This is a genomic window from Micromonospora alfalfae (assembly GCF_022230925.1).
Classification (GTDB): domain Bacteria; phylum Actinomycetota; class Actinomycetes; order Mycobacteriales; family Micromonosporaceae; genus Micromonospora; species Micromonospora alfalfae.
Genome location: NZ_JAKKFH010000042.1, coordinates 1 through 17,394 on the forward strand (window position 1 = coordinate 1; position 17,394 = coordinate 17,394).

At 72.1% G+C, this 17,394-nt stretch carries 16 protein-coding genes; 6 read left to right on the forward strand and 10 right to left on the reverse strand.

Features of this window, described 5'->3' with window-relative positions; all coding sequences use genetic code 11:
* Positions 1–60: 60 nt before the first annotated feature.
* Together MED01_RS28755 and MED01_RS28760 are read right to left on the reverse strand one after the other, a co-directional pair.
* A complete protein-coding gene (locus tag MED01_RS28755; protein WP_238671630.1) occupies positions 61–669 on the reverse strand; it encodes a DedA family protein in 609 nt (202 codons plus the stop codon).
* Between the two features lie 100 nt (positions 670–769).
* Positions 770–1,453 (reverse strand): class I SAM-dependent methyltransferase, encoded by a 684-nt coding sequence (locus MED01_RS28760; RefSeq protein ID WP_308193574.1) that lies wholly within the window; start codon positions 1,451–1,453, stop codon positions 770–772.
* Between the two features lie 193 nt (positions 1,454–1,646).
* Here MED01_RS28760 and MED01_RS28765 point away from each other — a divergent pair, with 193 nt between their 5' ends.
* Positions 1,647–1,850: a cold-shock protein gene (locus MED01_RS28765; protein WP_007462771.1), complete on the forward strand. Its 204-nt coding sequence runs from the start codon at positions 1,647–1,649 to the stop codon at positions 1,848–1,850.
* Between the two features lie 48 nt (positions 1,851–1,898).
* Here the strand turns inward: MED01_RS28765 and MED01_RS28770 are convergent, their stop codons facing one another.
* From MED01_RS28770 to MED01_RS28790, 5 genes are all read right to left on the reverse strand, one after another.
* Positions 1,899–3,179 carry an MFS transporter gene (locus tag MED01_RS28770; protein ID WP_238671632.1) on the reverse strand — a complete coding sequence of 427 codons (1,281 nt, stop codon included), beginning with the start codon at positions 3,177–3,179 and terminating at the stop codon, positions 1,899–1,901.
* Positions 3,176–3,751 (reverse strand): ArsR/SmtB family transcription factor, encoded by a 576-nt coding sequence (locus tag MED01_RS28775; protein ID WP_238671633.1) that lies wholly within the window; start codon positions 3,749–3,751, stop codon positions 3,176–3,178. Before MED01_RS28775 ends, MED01_RS28770 begins: the two co-directional genes overlap by 4 nt.
* Positions 3,752–3,858: 107 nt before the next feature.
* Positions 3,859–4,734, reverse strand: coding sequence for a hypothetical protein (locus tag MED01_RS28780; protein WP_238671634.1), 876 nt, complete (start codon positions 4,732–4,734; stop codon positions 3,859–3,861).
* Between the two features lie 158 nt (positions 4,735–4,892).
* Positions 4,893–6,569, reverse strand: coding sequence for a CocE/NonD family hydrolase (locus MED01_RS28785; RefSeq protein ID WP_238671635.1), 1,677 nt, complete (start codon positions 6,567–6,569; stop codon positions 4,893–4,895).
* 3 nt (positions 6,570–6,572) lie between these two features.
* A complete protein-coding gene (locus tag MED01_RS28790) occupies positions 6,573–7,088 on the reverse strand; it encodes a MarR family winged helix-turn-helix transcriptional regulator (protein ID WP_238671636.1) in 516 nt (171 codons plus the stop codon).
* Positions 7,089–7,211: 123 nt separating this feature from the next.
* Here MED01_RS28790 and MED01_RS28795 point away from each other — a divergent pair, with 123 nt between their 5' ends.
* Positions 7,212–9,338 (forward strand): MMPL family transporter, encoded by a 2,127-nt coding sequence (locus MED01_RS28795; protein WP_238671637.1) that lies wholly within the window; start codon positions 7,212–7,214, stop codon positions 9,336–9,338.
* A gap of 48 nt (positions 9,339–9,386) precedes the next feature.
* Here the strand turns inward: MED01_RS28795 and MED01_RS28800 are convergent, their stop codons facing one another.
* Complete coding sequence (locus MED01_RS28800) at positions 9,387–10,262, reverse strand: lytic transglycosylase domain-containing protein (RefSeq protein ID WP_238671638.1); 876 nt, start codon at positions 10,260–10,262, stop codon at positions 9,387–9,389.
* A 34-nt stretch (positions 10,263–10,296) separates the two neighbouring features.
* Positions 10,297–11,718, reverse strand: a complete 1,422-nt coding sequence (locus MED01_RS28805; protein WP_238671639.1) for a DedA family protein — start codon at positions 11,716–11,718, stop codon at positions 10,297–10,299.
* 133 nt (positions 11,719–11,851) lie between these two features.
* Between MED01_RS28805 and typA the strand changes: the two genes are divergently transcribed.
* From typA to MED01_RS28820, 3 genes are all read left to right on the forward strand, one after another.
* Positions 11,852–13,720, forward strand: a complete 1,869-nt coding sequence (typA, locus tag MED01_RS28810) for a translational GTPase TypA (protein ID WP_091407975.1) — start codon at positions 11,852–11,854, stop codon at positions 13,718–13,720.
* A 113-nt stretch (positions 13,721–13,833) separates the two neighbouring features.
* A complete protein-coding gene (locus MED01_RS28815) occupies positions 13,834–14,685 on the forward strand; it encodes a serine hydrolase (RefSeq protein ID WP_238671640.1) in 852 nt (283 codons plus the stop codon).
* Between the two features lie 75 nt (positions 14,686–14,760).
* Positions 14,761–15,462 carry a lysoplasmalogenase gene (locus tag MED01_RS28820; RefSeq protein ID WP_238671641.1) on the forward strand — a complete coding sequence of 234 codons (702 nt, stop codon included), beginning with the start codon at positions 14,761–14,763 and terminating at the stop codon, positions 15,460–15,462.
* Here MED01_RS28820 and MED01_RS28825 read toward each other — a convergent pair.
* Positions 15,431–16,228, reverse strand: coding sequence for a tyrosine-protein phosphatase (locus MED01_RS28825; protein WP_238671642.1), 798 nt, complete (start codon positions 16,226–16,228; stop codon positions 15,431–15,433). The two genes, MED01_RS28820 and MED01_RS28825, sit on opposite strands and share 32 nt — an antisense overlap.
* 44 nt (positions 16,229–16,272) lie before the next feature.
* On the opposite strand from MED01_RS28825, the gene MED01_RS28830 reads away from it, so the two are divergent.
* On the forward strand, positions 16,273–17,370 hold the full coding sequence (locus MED01_RS28830; protein WP_238671643.1) for a mandelate racemase/muconate lactonizing enzyme family protein: 1,098 nt from the start codon (positions 16,273–16,275) through the stop codon (positions 17,368–17,370).
* Positions 17,371–17,394 lie beyond the last annotated feature (24 nt).

Consider the following 17,394-nt stretch of genomic DNA (forward strand, 5'->3'; position numbering starts at 1 on the left):
CCCCCGCCCCCACCCACCGCAGCCCGGCCCCAAGCCCCCCCCCCAGAGCGCGAACAAAGCTCAGCCAACGACGGAGAACAACCGCCGCCGCGCCCCCAGCAACGCGACGGAAGCCAGCACCAGCCCGACCCCCATCGTGACCAGCAGCGGGCTGGGGTCGCCCGGCAGCAGCCCGGCCACCGACCGTGACGCGGTGCCCAGGGCTAGGTAGAGACCGGCCCAGGCGGCCGCGCCGATCGTCGCGCAGCCGAGAAATCGGCGGTACGACATCCGCAGCCCGCCGGCGGCCAGTGGCAGCAGCGCGTTGAAGACCGGCAGGAACGGCGCGACCACCATCATCCGGCCGCCGCCGCGACGCAGGATTCCTTCGGCCGCTGTCCAGCGTGCCTCGCCGATCCAGCCGCCGACGCGGCTGTCGCGCAGTCGTTCGGAGTAGCGACGGCCGACCAGGAAGCTCAGCGACCAGCCGGCCAGGCAGCCGATCAGCACCGCGGTGAAGGTCGCCAGCCCGGTACTCGGGCGGCCGACGCCGACGGCGGCGAGGATCGCGACGTCGCCGGGGACCAGGACACCCAGCAGGGGTACGGCGTCGAAGAGCATGACGAGCCCGAGCGCACCCATCAGCAGCAGAATCGGTAGTTCGCCGATCTGGGCCAGCCATTGCGTCATGCGTCGACGCTATGGCCGTAGCGCCACTTCGGACATCGGGTCGTAGCCCCCAGTGACCCCTGGTATCCGCCTCGGGGTCGCCCCTGAGTCAGGGTCCGCCTCAGTCGGGGCGCAGCACCTGCACGTGGCGTAGCGACGAGTCGACCGACGGTTCGGTGGTGGGCACCGGGTAGTCGGCCAGCACGGTCAGGCGGTCCGTCGGCAGGTGTCCGCGGCCGGGGTCGCCGACCAGCACGTCGGCACCTGCGGCTGCGGCCCGCTGCAGGAAGGGCAGCATCCGGTCGGCCATCGCGCGGTCGTAGAAGACGTCTCCGGCGACGACCAGGTCGACCTTCGCTTCGGTGCCGTCGAGCAGGTCGTCTCCGGTGGCGTCGACGGTGACGTGGTTGGCCCGCGCGTTGAGGGTGACGGCGGCGACGGCGTACGGGTCGATGTCGTTGGCGATCACCTCCGCGGCGCCGGCGAGCGCGGCGGCGATGGCTACCAGTCCGGAGCCGGCGGCGAGGTCGAGCACGCGGCGGCCGGCTGCCAACTCCGGGTGGTCCAGGAGGTGGCGGGCCAATGCCTGTCCCCCGGCCCAGGCGGACGCCCAGTACGGTGCCGGCAGCGCGTGTCCGGCGGCTGCCTCCATCCGGGCCCACCAGACGATCGCGTCCTCGGCCAGGTGCAGCCGCACCTCGGGGACGAACGGGGTGGGCATCAACCGGAGCCGGTCCAGACCGGCGCCGGGTGCGTGGATCTCGCGTTCCAGCTCGGTCAGCGCGTCGGCTGGGGCATCCTTCATCGGCGCAAGCATGCCCCAGCGACGGTTGGTCGGGGCGGGTTTCGCATGCCGCCGCGCAGAGTTCACCCGAGTTCAGTCAAATACCTACGGCACTTCGGCCAGCGGATCGGGGTTTTGCCCGTTACTGTCGAACAGGTACGGGCGATCATCGGCCAGAGGCCGAGGGTCAGCCGCTTTGAACAGGGAGAGATGCATGGCAACCGGCACGGTTAAGTGGTTCAACTCGGAAAAGGGCTTCGGCTTCATCGAGCAGGACGGTGGAGGGCCGGACGTGTTCGTCCACTACTCCGCCATCGCTTCGAGCGGCTACCGGGAGCTCAACGAGGGCCAGAAGGTCGAGTTCGAGGTGACCCAGGGGCAGAAGGGTCCGCAGGCGGACAACGTCCGCCCGATGTAGCTCCGTGCCGGTGACGGCGGCCGGTCTCCGGCCGCCGTCGCAGCGCACTCAAGACGCCGCCGGGGCGGCGGGCAGGTCCCGCCGCCTCCGGATTGGCCCGATCAGCAGGATCAACGGGGTGAACGCCAACCAGGCGGTCATCGCGACAATTGCCGTCTGGACGCCGTAACGTGCGCCAATGGCACCGGCCAGCACGGCGGCCAGCGGGATCGTGCCGTAGTTGAGCAGATGCATGCTCACTGTCACCCGGCCCAGCAGGTGGTGCGGCGTGTAGGTCTGCCGGAAGGCGCCCTTGACCACGTTGCCGATGGCCACCCCGAGACCGATCAGCAGCCCGCCGAGGGCTGGCCAGGCCAGCCCGACGCCGGGTGCGGCGAGCGGGATGAGCAGCGCGGGCGGGCCGGTGAGCGCCGCCGCGATCAGCAGTGCCCGGGCGGTGCCGCAGCGCCGGGCCACGGTGGTGGCGAGCAGCGCGCCGATGATCCCCCCGGCGCTCATCACGGCGATCAGCACGCCCACCAGGCCCGGTTCGAGACGCAACTCACGGACCAGGAAGACCACCAGGACGGCCTGGTAGCCGGTCAGCCCGATGTTGCTGGCCGCGCCGAAGACCGTCAGCACCCGCAGGTACGGGTCTCGGGCGACGAAGCGCAGCCCTTCGGCGATGTCGCGGCGCAGTGACCGCGACTGGTCCACTCGGCGAACGCGCGGTTCGACGGTACGGATCCGCAGCAGGCACACCGCGGAGACCAGGAAGCTGATCGCGTCCAGCAGCAGAGCGGTGACCGCACCGATGACCTGGGCGATCAGACCTGCGACGCCGGGGCCGACGACATAGCTCGCGGTCTGGGCGGCGTGCAGCTTGGCGTTGCCCTCCGGCAGTTGCTCGGGCCGCAGCAGCACCGGCAGGTACACCTGGTCGGCTGTTTCGAAGAAGACCCGGGCGACGCCGGCGCTGAGCGCCACCAGGAGCAGGTGCCAGACGGTGAGCCGGTCGAGTGCGGCGGCGAGCGGCACGCTGAGGAAGAGCAGCGCGCGGAACAGGTCGCACGCCACCATCACGGGTCGGCGGGGCAGCCGGTCCACCCACGCGCCGGCAGGCAGGCCGATCAGCAGCCAGGGCAGCCAGGCCGCGGCGGTGAGCACCGCCACCTGGAAGGTGCCGGCGTCGAGGACGGCGACGGCAACCAGCGGAAGCGCGACAGTGGTGACGTTGCTGCCGATGCTGCTGACCGTCTGGCCGGTCCAGAGCAACCGGAAATCGCGGTGCCGCAGCAATCCGCCGGCCTGGCGGACGGGGGTCGGGTCGCTGCGGGTGGCGGCGGTCACGGTCGGGCCGGTACGCCGTGGACGAACACGAAGACCGGCCTGCGGTCGGCGTCGTCGTCGGGTGACTCCCGGTCGGCCCAGCGCTTGAGGACGCCGATCATCTCGCGGCTCAGCTCGGCCAGTTCCTCGGGCGTGAGGCGCAGCCAGTGGTCGGTGGAGAACGCCGCGTCCTGCCAGGATGCCTGCTCGGCCTCGTCGGCGGCGTGCCATGCGCGGGCCAGTGCGACGTGCCGGTCCAGGTTGAGCGAGGTGGCGGCGTCGGCGACCGCCCGGGCGGCGGGGTCGGCGTCGAAGTCGGTGTTGGACCAGCGCACCCCTCGGGTGACGAGCCGCCACCACCGCTCGCGCCGGTCGCGGGCCAACTCGGGGGCTTCGGTGACCAGGTCGGCGGCGGCGAGGACCTTGAGGTGGTGGCTGACGTTCGCCGGGGCCTGGTCGGTGCGCTCGGCGAGCAGCCCGACGGTGGAGGGCCCGTGGACCTTGAACACGTCCATCAGCCGGCGGCGCAGCGGGTGGGACATGGCGGCCAGCACCCGGGAGTCGGTGATCTGGCGTACGTCGGAGCTGTCCATGCCGACAGAATGGCATCCGCAACGACTCTTGCGCAACAATCATTGCTCAACAGTCGTTGCGGAATGCGCCAAGAGGGGCGGCCCGGCGGCCTCGGGCCGCCCCTCGCTCAGGCGACCAGCCGGCGGGCCAGCTCGTCGGCGACCTGCTTGGCCATTGTGGGCGGGATGGCTGCGGCGATCTTCTCCGGCGTCAGCGAGGCCAGGACGCCCTGGACGATCGCCGGCTCGTCGGTGAAGTCCCGGCTGGACAGCGCTGTCAGCGCCGTCTGCAACTCGCTCACCTGGGCGGCGAGCGACGTCAGCGTCGGGTGCGCCGAGACGAAGTTCGGGACTGTGGCATCCTCGCCCATCGCCATCCGGGTGTAGATCTGCCCGACCGGGTTGCGGCCGTCCAGCATCGTGAGGTTCTTGTGGACGGTGGCCAGCCAGTTGTGTTCTTCGGGGGTCATGTCGTCGTCCTCCAGGAGTCCGATGGAGCTGAGGTAGCGGCGGAACAGGGGCCGCTGGTCGCGGCCCGCCTTGATGGCGTCGCGGAAGAAGCTGAAGTGGGTGTGCCAGCGGTGGGAGCTGTCGCCGCTGGTGCGCTTGCCGAGGCGATCCCACCGCCTCACGGTGGTGCCGTCGGGGCTGTAGATGATCTCCCGGATGTCCCGGGTGTCGGCGGCGTTCGCGGCGCACTGCGCGACGCACCAGACCGAGAAGCTGGGCAGCGTGTTGGCCCGACCGCCGGAGCGGACATTGAACTGCCCGACGTCGAGTGCCGCCGCGTCGAGGGTCAGTCCGGCCCGGTCGCGGGGGGACTCGACCACCGAGTAGTCGTTGCGGACCACCCGATCCGATCCGCAGTGGTAGCCACCCCGGTGGGCTGAGTCGCCGACGATGCCGACCTCGCCCGGATCCAGGTCGTCCGGCCCGGGGGCGTTGTCGAGGTGAGTGAGGAGCAGGCTTCGGACGGCGAGAAGATTAGCCGGGGCCCGGGTCATGGGGTCCCCCTTTCCGAGAGGCGGGGACCGGGCACGACGTCACACCGCGTACGCGGTGCTGGGCTTCGGGCGAGCCCGGCCTACTGGTGCACGGCGCCGGGCGTTGACTCAACCATAGCCCGCGTTTTCGACAAACGCCCAGCTCAGGATGGGTCTGTTCAGATTGGACGTGGTGGCGGGGCAGAGTGGACGATCGGCAGCAGCAGCGCCGAAGGGTGCGTCGGATCGTGCAGAACCTGCCGCCAACCGGCACGCAGCGTCACCGCCGTGCCGAGCGGCTCCCCGGTGCCCGGGTTGCGGGCCCACCGTGGATGGGCGCCGCCGGAGACCTGCACCCGCAGTCGGTGCCCGGCGGCGAAACGGTACGCGGTCGGCCAGAGCGGCACCGGAATCCGCAGCGCCCCGCAAGGGTCGGCCGGGAAGCGCTCGGGCGTGACCCGCACCAGGCCGTCGCACACGTTCCACGAGCGACCCCGGCGGTCCACGTCGCACAGACGAACGAAGACGTCCAGGTACGGCAGGTCGCTGCGGAGGTGGATCTCGGCGCGGACCGGGCCGATCACCTCGACCGGCGCGGTCAGTGGGGCGCTGGTGTAGGTCAGCACGTCGGGGCGGGCCTCGACACGCCGGTTGTCGACCGGGCCGGCCCGTTGGGCGACGAGCAGCGGACCGCCCAGCGACGGGGTGGGGTCGGCGGGGTCGTAGCGGAGTGCGTCCGGTGTCGACGTGACAGGTGGGCGTGCCGCCAGTTCGCCACCGGGTTGCAGGTGCCAGGCGGTCTCGACCGCCGGGGGTGGCCAGTCCGGCAGGTCCCGCCAGCCGCCACCGGCGCCGCTGACGTAGATGCGTACGGGCGGCCGTGCTGGTCCCGCCGGGACGGGCGATCGCGGCGCGGCCGGCAGATGCTCGTCGAGCCAGGCCAGCCCCTCGCGCAGCGCGGCCACGAACAGTCCGGGGCTGCCGTGCGTCCACGGACCGATCACCAGGCGCGGCGGTGTGCCGGCGGCGCGCAGCACGGCGTGGTCGTCGAGCTGGGCGGGCAGGAAGATGTCGTGCCACCCGGTGACCATGACCACCGGCGCCCGCACCTTCGCGACCTGGTCGGCGAAGACCCGGGTCCGCCAGTACGCGGCCTGCGGTGTGTGGTGGCGCAGCCACTCCTGGAAGAACGGGATGGTCACGCCGGTGGCCACCCGGTCGGCCTCGGCCAGGGGGAGGTGTTCCAGCGCGGCGGCCAGCCGGGGTTGCCCGCGCTTGAGTTCCCACTGCCGGGCCAGCCACGGCACTGTCTGCGCGTGCAGCAGCTCCGCCCAGGTCAGCACGGTGTCCAGGGCGAAGGACTCCCCCGCGTACGTCGAGTCGCGGGTGGCCGAGGCGGTCACCACGGCGACCATCGCGCGCAGCTCCTCGCCGGCGTCGGCGGCCAGTGCCCACTGGGCGAAGCCCTGGTAGCTGACACCGAACATGCCGAGTTGCCCGGACCACCAGGGCTGGCGGCGCAGCCAGTCCAGTGTGTCAGCGCCGTCGTCGCGCTCGTGCACCAGCGGGGCGAACGTTCCACCGGAGCCGCCGGTGCCCCGGCACGACTGGATCACCGCGTGTCGACCCCGGGCGGCGAGCAGCCGACCGAGCAGCCGCAGCGGTCCACCGCGTCCGTAGGGGGTGCGGATCAGCACGGTCGGCGCGCCGCGGACGGCCGGGGCGTAGTGGTCGGTGCGCAGCACCACACCGTCGCGGGCCCGCACCGGGAGGCCGCGGCTGACCCGCACCGGGCCGGGGCGGCTCGGTGGCAGGCGCAGCGCGGCGCTGGCGAGGCGGGTGACGAGGTCCGGCACCGGTCAGCCCGTGGGGCGGCGCGGTGACTCCGGCCGGGCGGCGCGCACCGCGTCGCGGTGCCCCCGCAGCGACTCGCTCATCTCCGCCATGAACCGCCGCACCACCTCCAGCTCGTCCTCGCTGAAGCGGGCCATCACCGTGTCGGTACGGGCGCCCAGCGGCCGGAAGAACTCCATGGCCAGGGCGGCGCCCTGGTCGGCGTAGTGCAGCAGCACCTTGCGCCGGTCGACGGTGTCCCGGTCGCGGCGGATGTGCCCGGCCCGTTCCAGCCGGTCGATGAGGGCCGTGACCGAGCCGGAGGAGAGGTTCAGCTGCTCGCCGAGACGGCCGGGGGTGATCGGGTCACCGAGCAGCTCGGCGTCCATCACCGCGATCAGCGCCTGCAGGTCGGTCGGGTTGAGACCGTGCAGGTTGGCGAAGGCGTGGCCGACCTGCTGGGCGTCCACCGCGTACCGCCGGAGGTTGTTGGTGATCTCCGCGACCAGCTGCTCGCGGCGCGTGTCGCGCCGTCGGTACATGCCGTGAGTCGCCACCTCGCGCCGCTCTTCTCGTCGTCGGTCCCCCGGGTTGCAGCATAGAACAGCCCCGGATAATCTCGGTTATCAAGATACTTGTCTTTCGAAGGACCTTGAGGTCACCTGATGTCTGTGTTCACCAGAGTCGCTCGTGGCCGGCTGGCCGCCTGGCTCACCGTGGCCGCCGCGATCGTCGTGGGCGCTGCCGTCTTCGGGACACCCCAGCCGGACAATCCGGCGCCGGTCTCCGCCACCGGCCTGTCGGTGCAGTGGCAGTCGACCCAGGTGCAACGTCTCCAGGATCAACTGCCCTCCAGCGACGTGCAGCCGGCCATCGTGGTGATCAGTCGTGGCGACGGCGGCGCGCTGAGCGCGACCGACCGGGCGACGGTCGGCGCTCGCGCCGAGGGTCTGCGCCGCTTCGCGGTGGGTGGGCAGGTCAGCCCCGCCCAGGTCTCCCCGGACGGCGCGGTGGCCCTGGTCGTCGTGCCGCTGGACACCGCCGGCGGGCAGGAGGTCGTCACCGACGCGGTGACCCAGCTGCGCGCCACCCTCGCCGACCTGCCCGACGGGCTGACCGCCGAGGTGACCGGCGCCCCGGCTTTCACCGCCGACCTCTCCTCGGTGTTCGACGGCGCCGACGTCACACTGCTCGTGGTGACCGCCGCGGTGGTCGCGCTGCTCCTGCTGATCACCTACCGCAGCCCGTTCCTGTGGATCGTGCCGCTGGTCGTGGTCGCCGCCACCGAGCAGCTCACCCTGCGCGCGGTGGACGTCATCGTGCCGGGCGTCGGCATCAACCTCCAGCAGGGTCAGGTCACCGGCATCGCCAGCGTGCTGGTCTTCGGCGCCGCCACCGACTACGCGCTGCTGCTCATCGCCCGCTACCGGGAGGAGCTGCGCCGCGAGGAGGACCGGTTCGCGGCGATGCGCGCCGCGTTGCGCCGCACCGCGGAGCCGATCCTCGCCAGTGGTGGCACCGTCGTGCTCGGCGTGCTGACACTGCTGCTCAGTGAGCAGGAGACCAACCGCGCGCTGGCCGTGGCCTGCGCCACCGGTGTGGTCTTCGCCATGCTCTCGGCCCTGTTCGTGCTCCCCGCCGTGCTGGTGCTCTTCGGTCGCGGCCTGTTCTGGCCGTTCGTACCCCGCGTCGGCGGCCCGGTGCGCGAGGGTCGGCTCTGGGGTCGACTCGGCGCTGCCGTGCAACGCCGCCCGGTGGTGGTCGCGACGCTGGCCACAGTGCTGCTCGGGGGCCTGGCACTGGGTGGGCTCGGCATCCGTACCGGCCTGTCCGAGACCGAACAGTTCCGGGCCGAGCCCGAGGCGGTGACCGGGGCACAGACCCTGGCCAGGGCATTCCCCGCCGGCAGCACCCAACCCGTCGCCGTGATCACCACCCCGGCGGCGGTGCGGGCGGTCACCGACGCCGCCACCGCGGTACCCGGTGTCGCCTCGGCGCGCCCCGGCGACGCCGGCACCGCCGTCGCCCAGGTCGACGTGGTCCTCGACGCCGAACCCGGCACCACCGCCTCGGACCGCGCGATCGAGGCGCTGCGCGCGGCGGTCGCCGCCGTTCCCGACTCCGCGCCGCCGGCCGCCGCCGGCGCCGACGCCCCGTCCGGGGCGATCGTCGGTGGCTCCGTGGCCGCCACCTACGACTCCGACGAGGCCAACGACCGGGATCTGCGACTCATCCTGCCGATCATCCTGCTGCTGGTCGGCGCCGTGCTCGTGCTGCTGCTACGCGGTCTGCTCGCGCCGCTGCTGCTGGTGCTCACCGTGATCGCGTCCTACTTCGCCAGCCTCGGCGCGGCCTGGCTGCTCTTCGACCACGTGCTGGGCTTCCCGGCCCTGGACAGCGGTGTGCTGCTGCTCGCCTTCGTGTTCCTGGTGGCGCTCGGGGTGGACTACAACATCTTCCTGGTCACCCGGGCCCGGGAGGACGCCCGCAGCGCCGGCACCCGCGCCGGGATGCTCTCCGCCCTACGGGTCACCGGCGGGGTGATCACCAGCGCCGGGGTGCTGCTCGCCGCGGTCTTCGCCGTGCTCGGTGTGCTGCCGCTGATCACCCTGACCCAGATCGGGATCATCGTCTGCATCGGCGTCCTGCTCGACACCCTGCTGGTCCGTACGGTCCTGGTGCCGGCGCTGGCGTTCCTGCTCGGTGACCGCTTCTGGTGGCCCGGCCGCATCACGCGCGACCCGGTGCAGGCCACCCCGAGCGCGCCCGAGCCGGTCGCCGCGCGCGACTGACCGACCCGACGGGGGCCGTGGTGAATCTCGCCACGGCCCCCGTCGAGGTCAGTACGCCAGACAGACGCACTCGCTCATCAGCGCCCGCACGTTGCGCACGTACGACGGGTTGGGGATGGCCAACGGCTTCCCCTCCTGAGCCACCGCACCGTGCCCGAAGTTGTACGCGGCGATGACGGCGTTGAGCAGGCAGGAGTTCAGCTCGCTGGTGCACAGTGCCGGGTCGAGCCGGAAGTCGGACTCGAAGTACATGTCGCCGATGTACTTCGTCGCCCAGGCCAGGTAGGTGGCGCCGAGGTAGGCGTTGTCCTGGTAGGCGTCGATCTCGTAGCTCTTCTCGAACCGCTGGTTCATCCAGGTCGCGGTCTCCGGCATCACCTGCAACAGCCCGACCCCGCCGTCGCAGGCGTAGATGTTGGACTGCCAGCCGCTCTCCTGCCACGCGGTGGCCTTGAGCAGATTGAGCGGGATCTTGATGTCCGGTGCCGACACCGGCCAGTAGGTGCGGTTGGCGGCATCGGTCAGCGCCGCCTTCACCTCGGACCGGCTCGCCTGGTTGCCCTTGTAGGTCGGCTTGCAGGAGCTCGGCGCCGGCTTCGGCGGCGCCGGCGGAACCTCGGTCTCGGTGGGCGGCTTCGGCACCGTGCGCGGCTTCGGCGCCGCCCGGGTCGGCTTCTTCGTCGGCTTCGGCTTCGGGGTCGCGCTACGACTCGGCGCGGAACCCATCGATTCCACAGCACTCACCGACGGGCTCGGCTCCCCGTCGACCTCGTCGGACGGGGCATCCGTCGGCCCGTCGGTGACGGCGACCGGCGCGGCCAGGCCCGATGGGGTCTCCCCCTTGGCGGCGCAGCCGACCAGCGCGCCCGCCAGCAGAAGCCCGGCGAGCGCCGCAGCGCCCAGCCGATCGATGCGTCGAACCATGCCGTTGCCTCCCCCGTGTGACTGTCGCCGCACCCTAACAAGGTTCGACCGGGCGGCGTTGCCCCTGCGACGGCCGCCGGGGGGCCTGGTCCACCGGGGGCTGACCATTGTCCACCGCCCGGTCCCGGGTCGCCCAGGCGACCATGAACACCACAGTCCACAGCACCCCGAGCAGCACCGCCGCGGCCGTCCCGCTCGCCGTGTCCAGTCCGAGGTAGAGCCGCGCGCCGCCGATCCCGAGCACCCCCGCCGCCGCGGCGGTCCAGGCGGCCACCGCCACCGGCCAGCGGGCGCTGCGCGACACCAGCCAGGCCAGGGTGCAGAAGCTCGCCGCGACCACAGCGTTCTGGGTCGAGAGCGCAGCCGCCTCACCGCCGCCCGGGGCGGTCCCGTTCGGGCCGGTCAGTTCGGCCACCACCGCCAGCACCACCAGCGGCACGAACGCGCCCACCGTGCCGACCACGCTGAGCAGGTCCGCCCGCCAGGGTCGGTTCCGCCACGCCAGCACCGCCGCCACCAGCGCCACCAACAGAATCAGCACCGACCCGCGTACCACCGACACCACCACCAGTGTGGCGTCGGCGGCGTCCGGGGTACGCCGAGCCGCGAACCACCCGGCGATGGCGCCGTCCAGCGCGGCCAGCCCACTGTTGCGGACCGCCACCGCGAGCAGACCGGCGATGGCGAGCCCGGCGGCGAACAGCAGCAGCAACCCGGCGGCCAGATTGAGCAGCAGCGTCCAGGCCGGGCCGATCCGCATGGCCACCAGGAAGAACAGCACCCCGTAGCGGGCAGTGAGCCACCGCACCGGAGGCAGCGCGCCGGCCCGGGACAGCAGCGCGCGCACCGGGTCGGGGTTACGGCCCAGCCACCGACCCACGAGCACCACACCCACCAGGCCGGCCAGCAGCAGGAACGCCACCCCGGTGGCCCGGCCGAGAAGGCGGGAGACAGTGTCGTACGACTCACCGGCGAGGTGACCGAGTAGCACCGAGCCGCCCACCCAGGTCACCACCCCGGCCAGGTTCCACAGGGCGAACCGCCGGTACGGCATGCCGGCCGCACCGGCCAGCCGAGGCACCAGGGTCCGGGCGAAAGCCACCCATCGGGCGGCGAACACCCCCCGCCCACCGAGGCGGGCGAGCATGGCGTCGGCCCGGGCCCACCGCTGCGGCCCGACCCGGTGCCCCAGCCCGGCGCGCAGCCGGGAGCCGTACCGCCGTCCGGCCCGAAAGGCCAGGCCATCGCCGAGGACCGCCGCGACGATCATCGCGAGCAACGCCGGCCCGAGCCGCAAGGTACCGTTGTAGGTGAGGAAACCGACCAGCAGCAGGGTAGCCTCACCCGGCACGAGCAGGCCGAAGATCACCGCGGTCTCGCCCGCCACGATCAGCGCGGCGACCAGGTAGATCCACAGGGTGGGCAGACCCTGCACCCAGGTCAGCAGGTCGTGCACTCAGGCCCCCGGGACACGGGTGCCAGCATGCCAGCCGGGGGAACCACCGGCACAGCCGTTTCACCATAGATCAGGGGCACCTGGGGGTGACCCCGACGCAGCCTGCGCGAGCGCAGGCGGAAGGATAGAGGGTATGCAGCTTCGCACCGACCTCCGCAACGTCGCCATCATCGCTCACGTCGACCACGGCAAGACCACCCTGGTCGACGCCATGTTGCGGCAGGCCGGCGCGTACGGCGCACGCGGCGAGAACACCGAGCGGGTGATGGACTCCGGTGACCTGGAGCGGGAAAAGGGCATCACGATCCTGGCCAAGAACACCGGTGTGCGTTACCTGCCGGCGGACGGCTCCGACCCGGTCACCATCAACATCATCGACACCCCCGGCCACGCCGACTTCGGTGGCGAGGTGGAGCGCGGCCTGACCATGGTCGACGGCGTGGTGCTGCTCGTCGACGCCAGCGAGGGCCCGCTGCCGCAGACCCGCTTCGTGCTGCGTAAGGCGCTGCGGGCCCGGATGCCGATCATCCTGGTGATCAACAAGGTGGACCGTCCGGACGCCCGGATCAAGGAGGTCGTGGACGACACCTACGAGCTCTTCCTCGACCTGGACGCCGACGAGGAGCAGATTGACTTCCCGATCGTCTACGCCTGCGCCCGCGACGGCATCGCCTCGCTGACCCAGCCCGCCGACGGCTCGGTGCCCGACGACAGCACCTCACTGGAGCCGCTGTTCCGCACCCTGCTGGACACCATCCCGGCACCCTCGTACGAGGAGGGCGCGCCGTTGCAGGCCCACGTCACCAACCTGGACGCCTCGCCGTTCCTCGGCCGGCTCGCGCTGTGCCGGGTCCGCCAGGGCACCATCAACAAGGGTCAGACGGTGGCCTGGTGCCGCACCGACGGCAGCACCCAGCGGGTCCGCATCTCCGAGATGCTGATGACCGAGGGCTTGGAGCGCACGTCGGCCGAGACCGCCGGCCCGGGCGACATCATCGCCGTCGCCGGCATCCCCGAGATCATGATCGGTGAGACCCTCGCCGACGTCGAGAACCCGGTCGCGCTGCCGCTGATCACCGTTGACGAGCCGGCCATCTCGATGACCATCGGCACCAACACCTCGCCGCTTGTCGGCCGGCTCAAGGGCTCCAAGGTCACCGCGCGGATGGTCAAGGACCGGCTCGACAAGGAGCTGATCGGCAACGTGTCCCTGCGGGTCCTGCCCACCGAGCGGCCGGACGCCTGGGAGGTGCAGGGCCGCGGCGAGCTGGCGCTGGCCATCCTGGTCGAGCAGATGCGCCGGGAGAGCTACGAGCTGACCGTCGGCAAGCCGCAGGTGGTCACCCGGGTGATCGACGGCAAGACCTGCGAGCCGGTCGAGCGGCTGACCATCGACGCCCCGGAGGAATACCTGGGCGCGATCACGCAGCTCCTCGCCACCCGCAAGGGCCGGATGGAGCAGCTGGTCAACCACGGCACCGGCTGGATCCGGATGGAGTGGCTGGTGCCGGCGCGCGGCCTGATCGGCTTCCGCACCGAGTTCCTCACCGACACCCGGGGCACCGGCATCCTGCACCACGTCTTCGAGTCGTACGAGCCGTGGTTCGGCGAGCTGCGCACCCGTAACAACGGTTCGCTGGTCGCCGACCGGGCCGGCGCGGTCACCGCCTTCGCGATGACCAACCTTCAGGAGCGCGGTCAGCTCTTCGTCGAGCCCACCACCGAGGTGTACGAGGGCATGATCGTCGGGGAGAACTCCCGCTCCGACGACATGGACGTCAACATCACCAAGGAGAAGAAGCTCACCAACATGCGGCAGTCGACCTCTGACGAGACCGAGAAGCTGGTCCCGCCGCGCAAGCTCACCCTGGAGCAGGCCCTGGAGTTCTGCCGCGAGGACGAGTGCGTCGAGGTCACCCCGGCCACTGTGCGCATCCGCAAGGTGGTGCTCGACCAGCAGCTGCGGGGCCGGGCCACCGCCCGCCGCAAGCACGCCGGCTGATCTCACCAGCACCCGACACCGGGCGCGTCGGCCGCTTGCGGCCGGCGCGCCCGTCGTCTTTCCCCCGACGGGTACGCGAGCCCGCCCCCGCTTGATCCGCTACGGTCACCGGCATGACCTGGGATGATCTCGACGCCCACCTGGACCAGGTGCCCGGCACCGTCTCCGCGTACGTGGGGCGGCCCGACGCGCCGCCGACCTGGACCCGTCACGCGGACGCCGGCCACTACGCCGCGAGCACCATGAAGGTGGCGGTGCTCGCCGCGCTGCACCGCGCCGCCGAGGCAGGAACCCTGGACCTGGACGCCCCGGTCCCGGTCGTCAACGACTTCGACTCCGCCCAGCCCGGCGCACCTCGGTTCGCCAACGCGAAGCCCTACGACAACGACGACGCGGTCTGGGACCGCATCGGCGGCACCGCGTCGCTGCGCTGGCTGGCCGACCGGATGATCGTGCGCTCCAGCAACCTCGCCACCAACCTCGTCCTCGGCCACGTCGGGCTGCCCGCGGTAGCCGAAATCTGGGCGCTCGCCGGCGCCCGCAACAGCGTCACCGGCCGCGGCATCGAGGACTTCGCCGCCCGTGAGGCCGGCATCACCAACACGGTCACCGCCGCCGATCTGGCCGCCCTGCTCGGTGCCCTGGCCACCGGGGCCGACACCCCCGGCCCACTCGCCTCACCGGCCGCCTGCGCCACCATGCTGGACGTCCTGCTCGCTCAGGAACACCGCGAGGACCTCGCCGCCGGACTGCCTGCGGGCACCCGCATCGCGCACAAGAACGGTTGGGTACACGGCGTCCGCCACGGCGCCGGCCTGGTGCTGCCCGACGACGCCCCGCCGTACCTGATCGCCGTCTGCACCACCACCGAACTGGCCGGGGGCGACGACCAGGTCGAGGACGACGCCTGCCTGCTGCTCGCGCACATCTCGGCGCAGGTCTGGGCGGCCCGCCACCAGCTCTGACCCGACAGCCTCGGCGGCGAGGACAGCGCCGCAGACTGCGGCTACGCTGCTCGCACCCCCACCCCGGAGCCGCCGATGCCCCGCAGTCGCACAGCGCTGATCGCCTTCCTCGTCGTGACGGCGGCGAACCTGCTGGCCAACGCCACCGGCGGCGGCCTGGCCTTCCTGCTCACCAAGCCGCTGCTGATGCCGCTGCTGGCCGCGTACCTGTGGCGGGTCAGCGCCGAACGCGCGGCCCGACCGGACCGGCTGCTGCTCGCCGCGCTGGCATTCGCCACCGGCGGCGACGTCGCCCTGATGATCGACGGCACCTACTGGTTCCTCGCCGGCATGGCCTGCTTCCTCGGCACGCACCTCTGCTACCTCGCGGCCTTCACCCGACACGGCGCGGCTACCGCGCTGCGCCGCACGCCGCTGGTCGCCGTCCCCCTGGGGTACGCGATGCTGACCGTCATCGCCCTCACCTGGATGTGGAACGGGCTCACCGACGCCGGGCTGGCCGTACCGGTGGCCGGCTACGCGATCGCGCTGGCCGCCATGGCCAGCACCGCCACCACCCAGGGCTGGCGGGTCGGTCTCGGCGCCGCGCTCTTCCTCGGCTCCGACCTGCTGATCGCCGCCGGGGTGGCAGAGGTGGCCCAGCCACCCGGCGCGCCGGTGCTGGTCATGGCGACCTACGCCGCCGGCCAGGCGCTGATCGTCACCGGTCGGGCCGCCCGCACCAGCACACCCACCGACGCACCTGTCACTCCAGCAACTGCGCCCGCAACTCCCTGAGGTCGACGTCGGTGAGCCCCAACCCGTCGCGCAGGTACGCGTCGAACGAGCCGTGCACCCGACGCACCTCGGCGTAACCGGCGTCGAGGTACTCGGCACGGACCTCCAGCACCGGCAACACCGCGTCGACGTCCACCTCGGGGTTCCGCCGGCGCATCGCCTCGACGATCACCGCTCGCAGGCTGTCGGTCAGTTCGTTGTTGCGCAGGTAGTCGGCGCGAATGGCCGCCTCGTCGACCCCGAGCGCCGTCAGCAGGATGACGGTCAGCCACCCGGTGCGGTCCTTGCCGGCGGAGCAGTGGTAGATCAGCGGCAGATTTTCCGGCCGGGACGCCAGCCGCACCGCCTCGGCGAAACCGACCCGCGCCGACTCACCGGTGACGAACCAGCGGTAGATCGCCGCCATCGCCCCCGCCGTGCCCTGCCGGGCCAGCTCCGCGTACGCGTTCAGGTCGTGACCGAGCAGCACCGCCGAGACGTACGTGAAGACCGGGTGCTCGGCGTCGTGCACCGGCAGGCGCACCACCCGTGGCTCACCGGCGAACCTGTCCTCCGGCGCGACCGCGATCTCCGAGCCGTCACGCAGATCCACCACGCACGCCGGCCCCAGCTTCGCCAGCACCGGTAGGTCCTCGTCGGTCAGCCGTCCCAGCGCCGGGGTGCGGATCAACTGGCCGACCCGGACCCGCCGCCCGTCCGCGCCGACGAGCCCGCCCAGGTCACGCGCGTTCGGTGCACCCACCAGCTCCCAGCCCTGCCCGGTCATCCGGTCTCCCCTCCCACCGTGAACCTCCGTATAGGGTGCCTCACATGACGATCTCGGCGGTACGCACCCACCGGGTTTCCGCCCCCTTACACACCCCGTTCGTCACCGCGCTGCGTCGTACCACCACAGTGGATACTCTTGTCGTCGAGCTCGTCGACAGCGACGGTCGGTCCGGTTTCGGTGAGGCGCCGCAGGTCTGGCAGGTCACCGGCGCGTCGGTCGCCGGCGCGCAGGCGTGCGTCCGCGAGCTGCTCGGCCCACAGCTGGTCGGCCGTGACCCGGACGACCTGGTGACCCGTTGCGCCGAGGTGCAGCGCGCCGTGGTCGGCAACGAGGCGGCGAAGGCGGCGGTGGACGTCGCCCTGCACGACCTCGCCGCGCGGCGACTGGGCGTACCCCTGGTGCGGTTGCTCGGGGGCACCACGCTGCGGGTTCCGACGGACGTCACGCTGGCGGCAGGCGATGCGGTGGACCTGGCGACAGCGGCACGACAGCGGCAGGCCGACGGCTTCGGCGTGCTCAAGTTGAAGGTCGGCACCGACGCGGCCGGTGACCTGGACCGGGTGCGCGCGGTACGGGCGGCCGTCGGCCCCGGCACCCGGATCCGGCTGGACGCCAACCAGGGCTGGACGCCCCGGGAGGCGGTCCGGGTGATCCGCGGCATCGAGGACGCCGGGCTCGACGTGGAGCTGGTCGAGCAGCCGGTGGCCCGCTGGGACCTGGACGGGCTGGCCTGGGTCAGCGACCGGGTGTCAGTGCCGATCCTGGCCGACGAGGCGGTCTTCGGGGTCCGGGACCTGGTGGAGGTGATCCGCCGCCGAGCCGCCGACCTGGTCAACGTCAAACTGGCCAAGTGCGGTGGACTGCACCCGGCCCGTACCCTCCTCGACCTGGCCACCGCGCACGGGCTCGGCACTGTGGTCGGCTCGATGATGGAGAGTCAGGTAGGCATCGGGGCGGCCGCGAGCCTGGTCGCCGCGTACGGCACCACAGCGATCCCCGACCTGGACGCGGCCTGGTGGCTGGCCTGGTCACCGGTGCAGGGTGGCATCCGCTACGACGGGGCGACAGTGGTGCTGCCGGACTCCCCTGGCCTGGGCATCTCCGGCATCGATGAAGCAAAAGTGCAGGCTCGTGGTTGATGGCCGTCGGTTTCTTTCATAGGG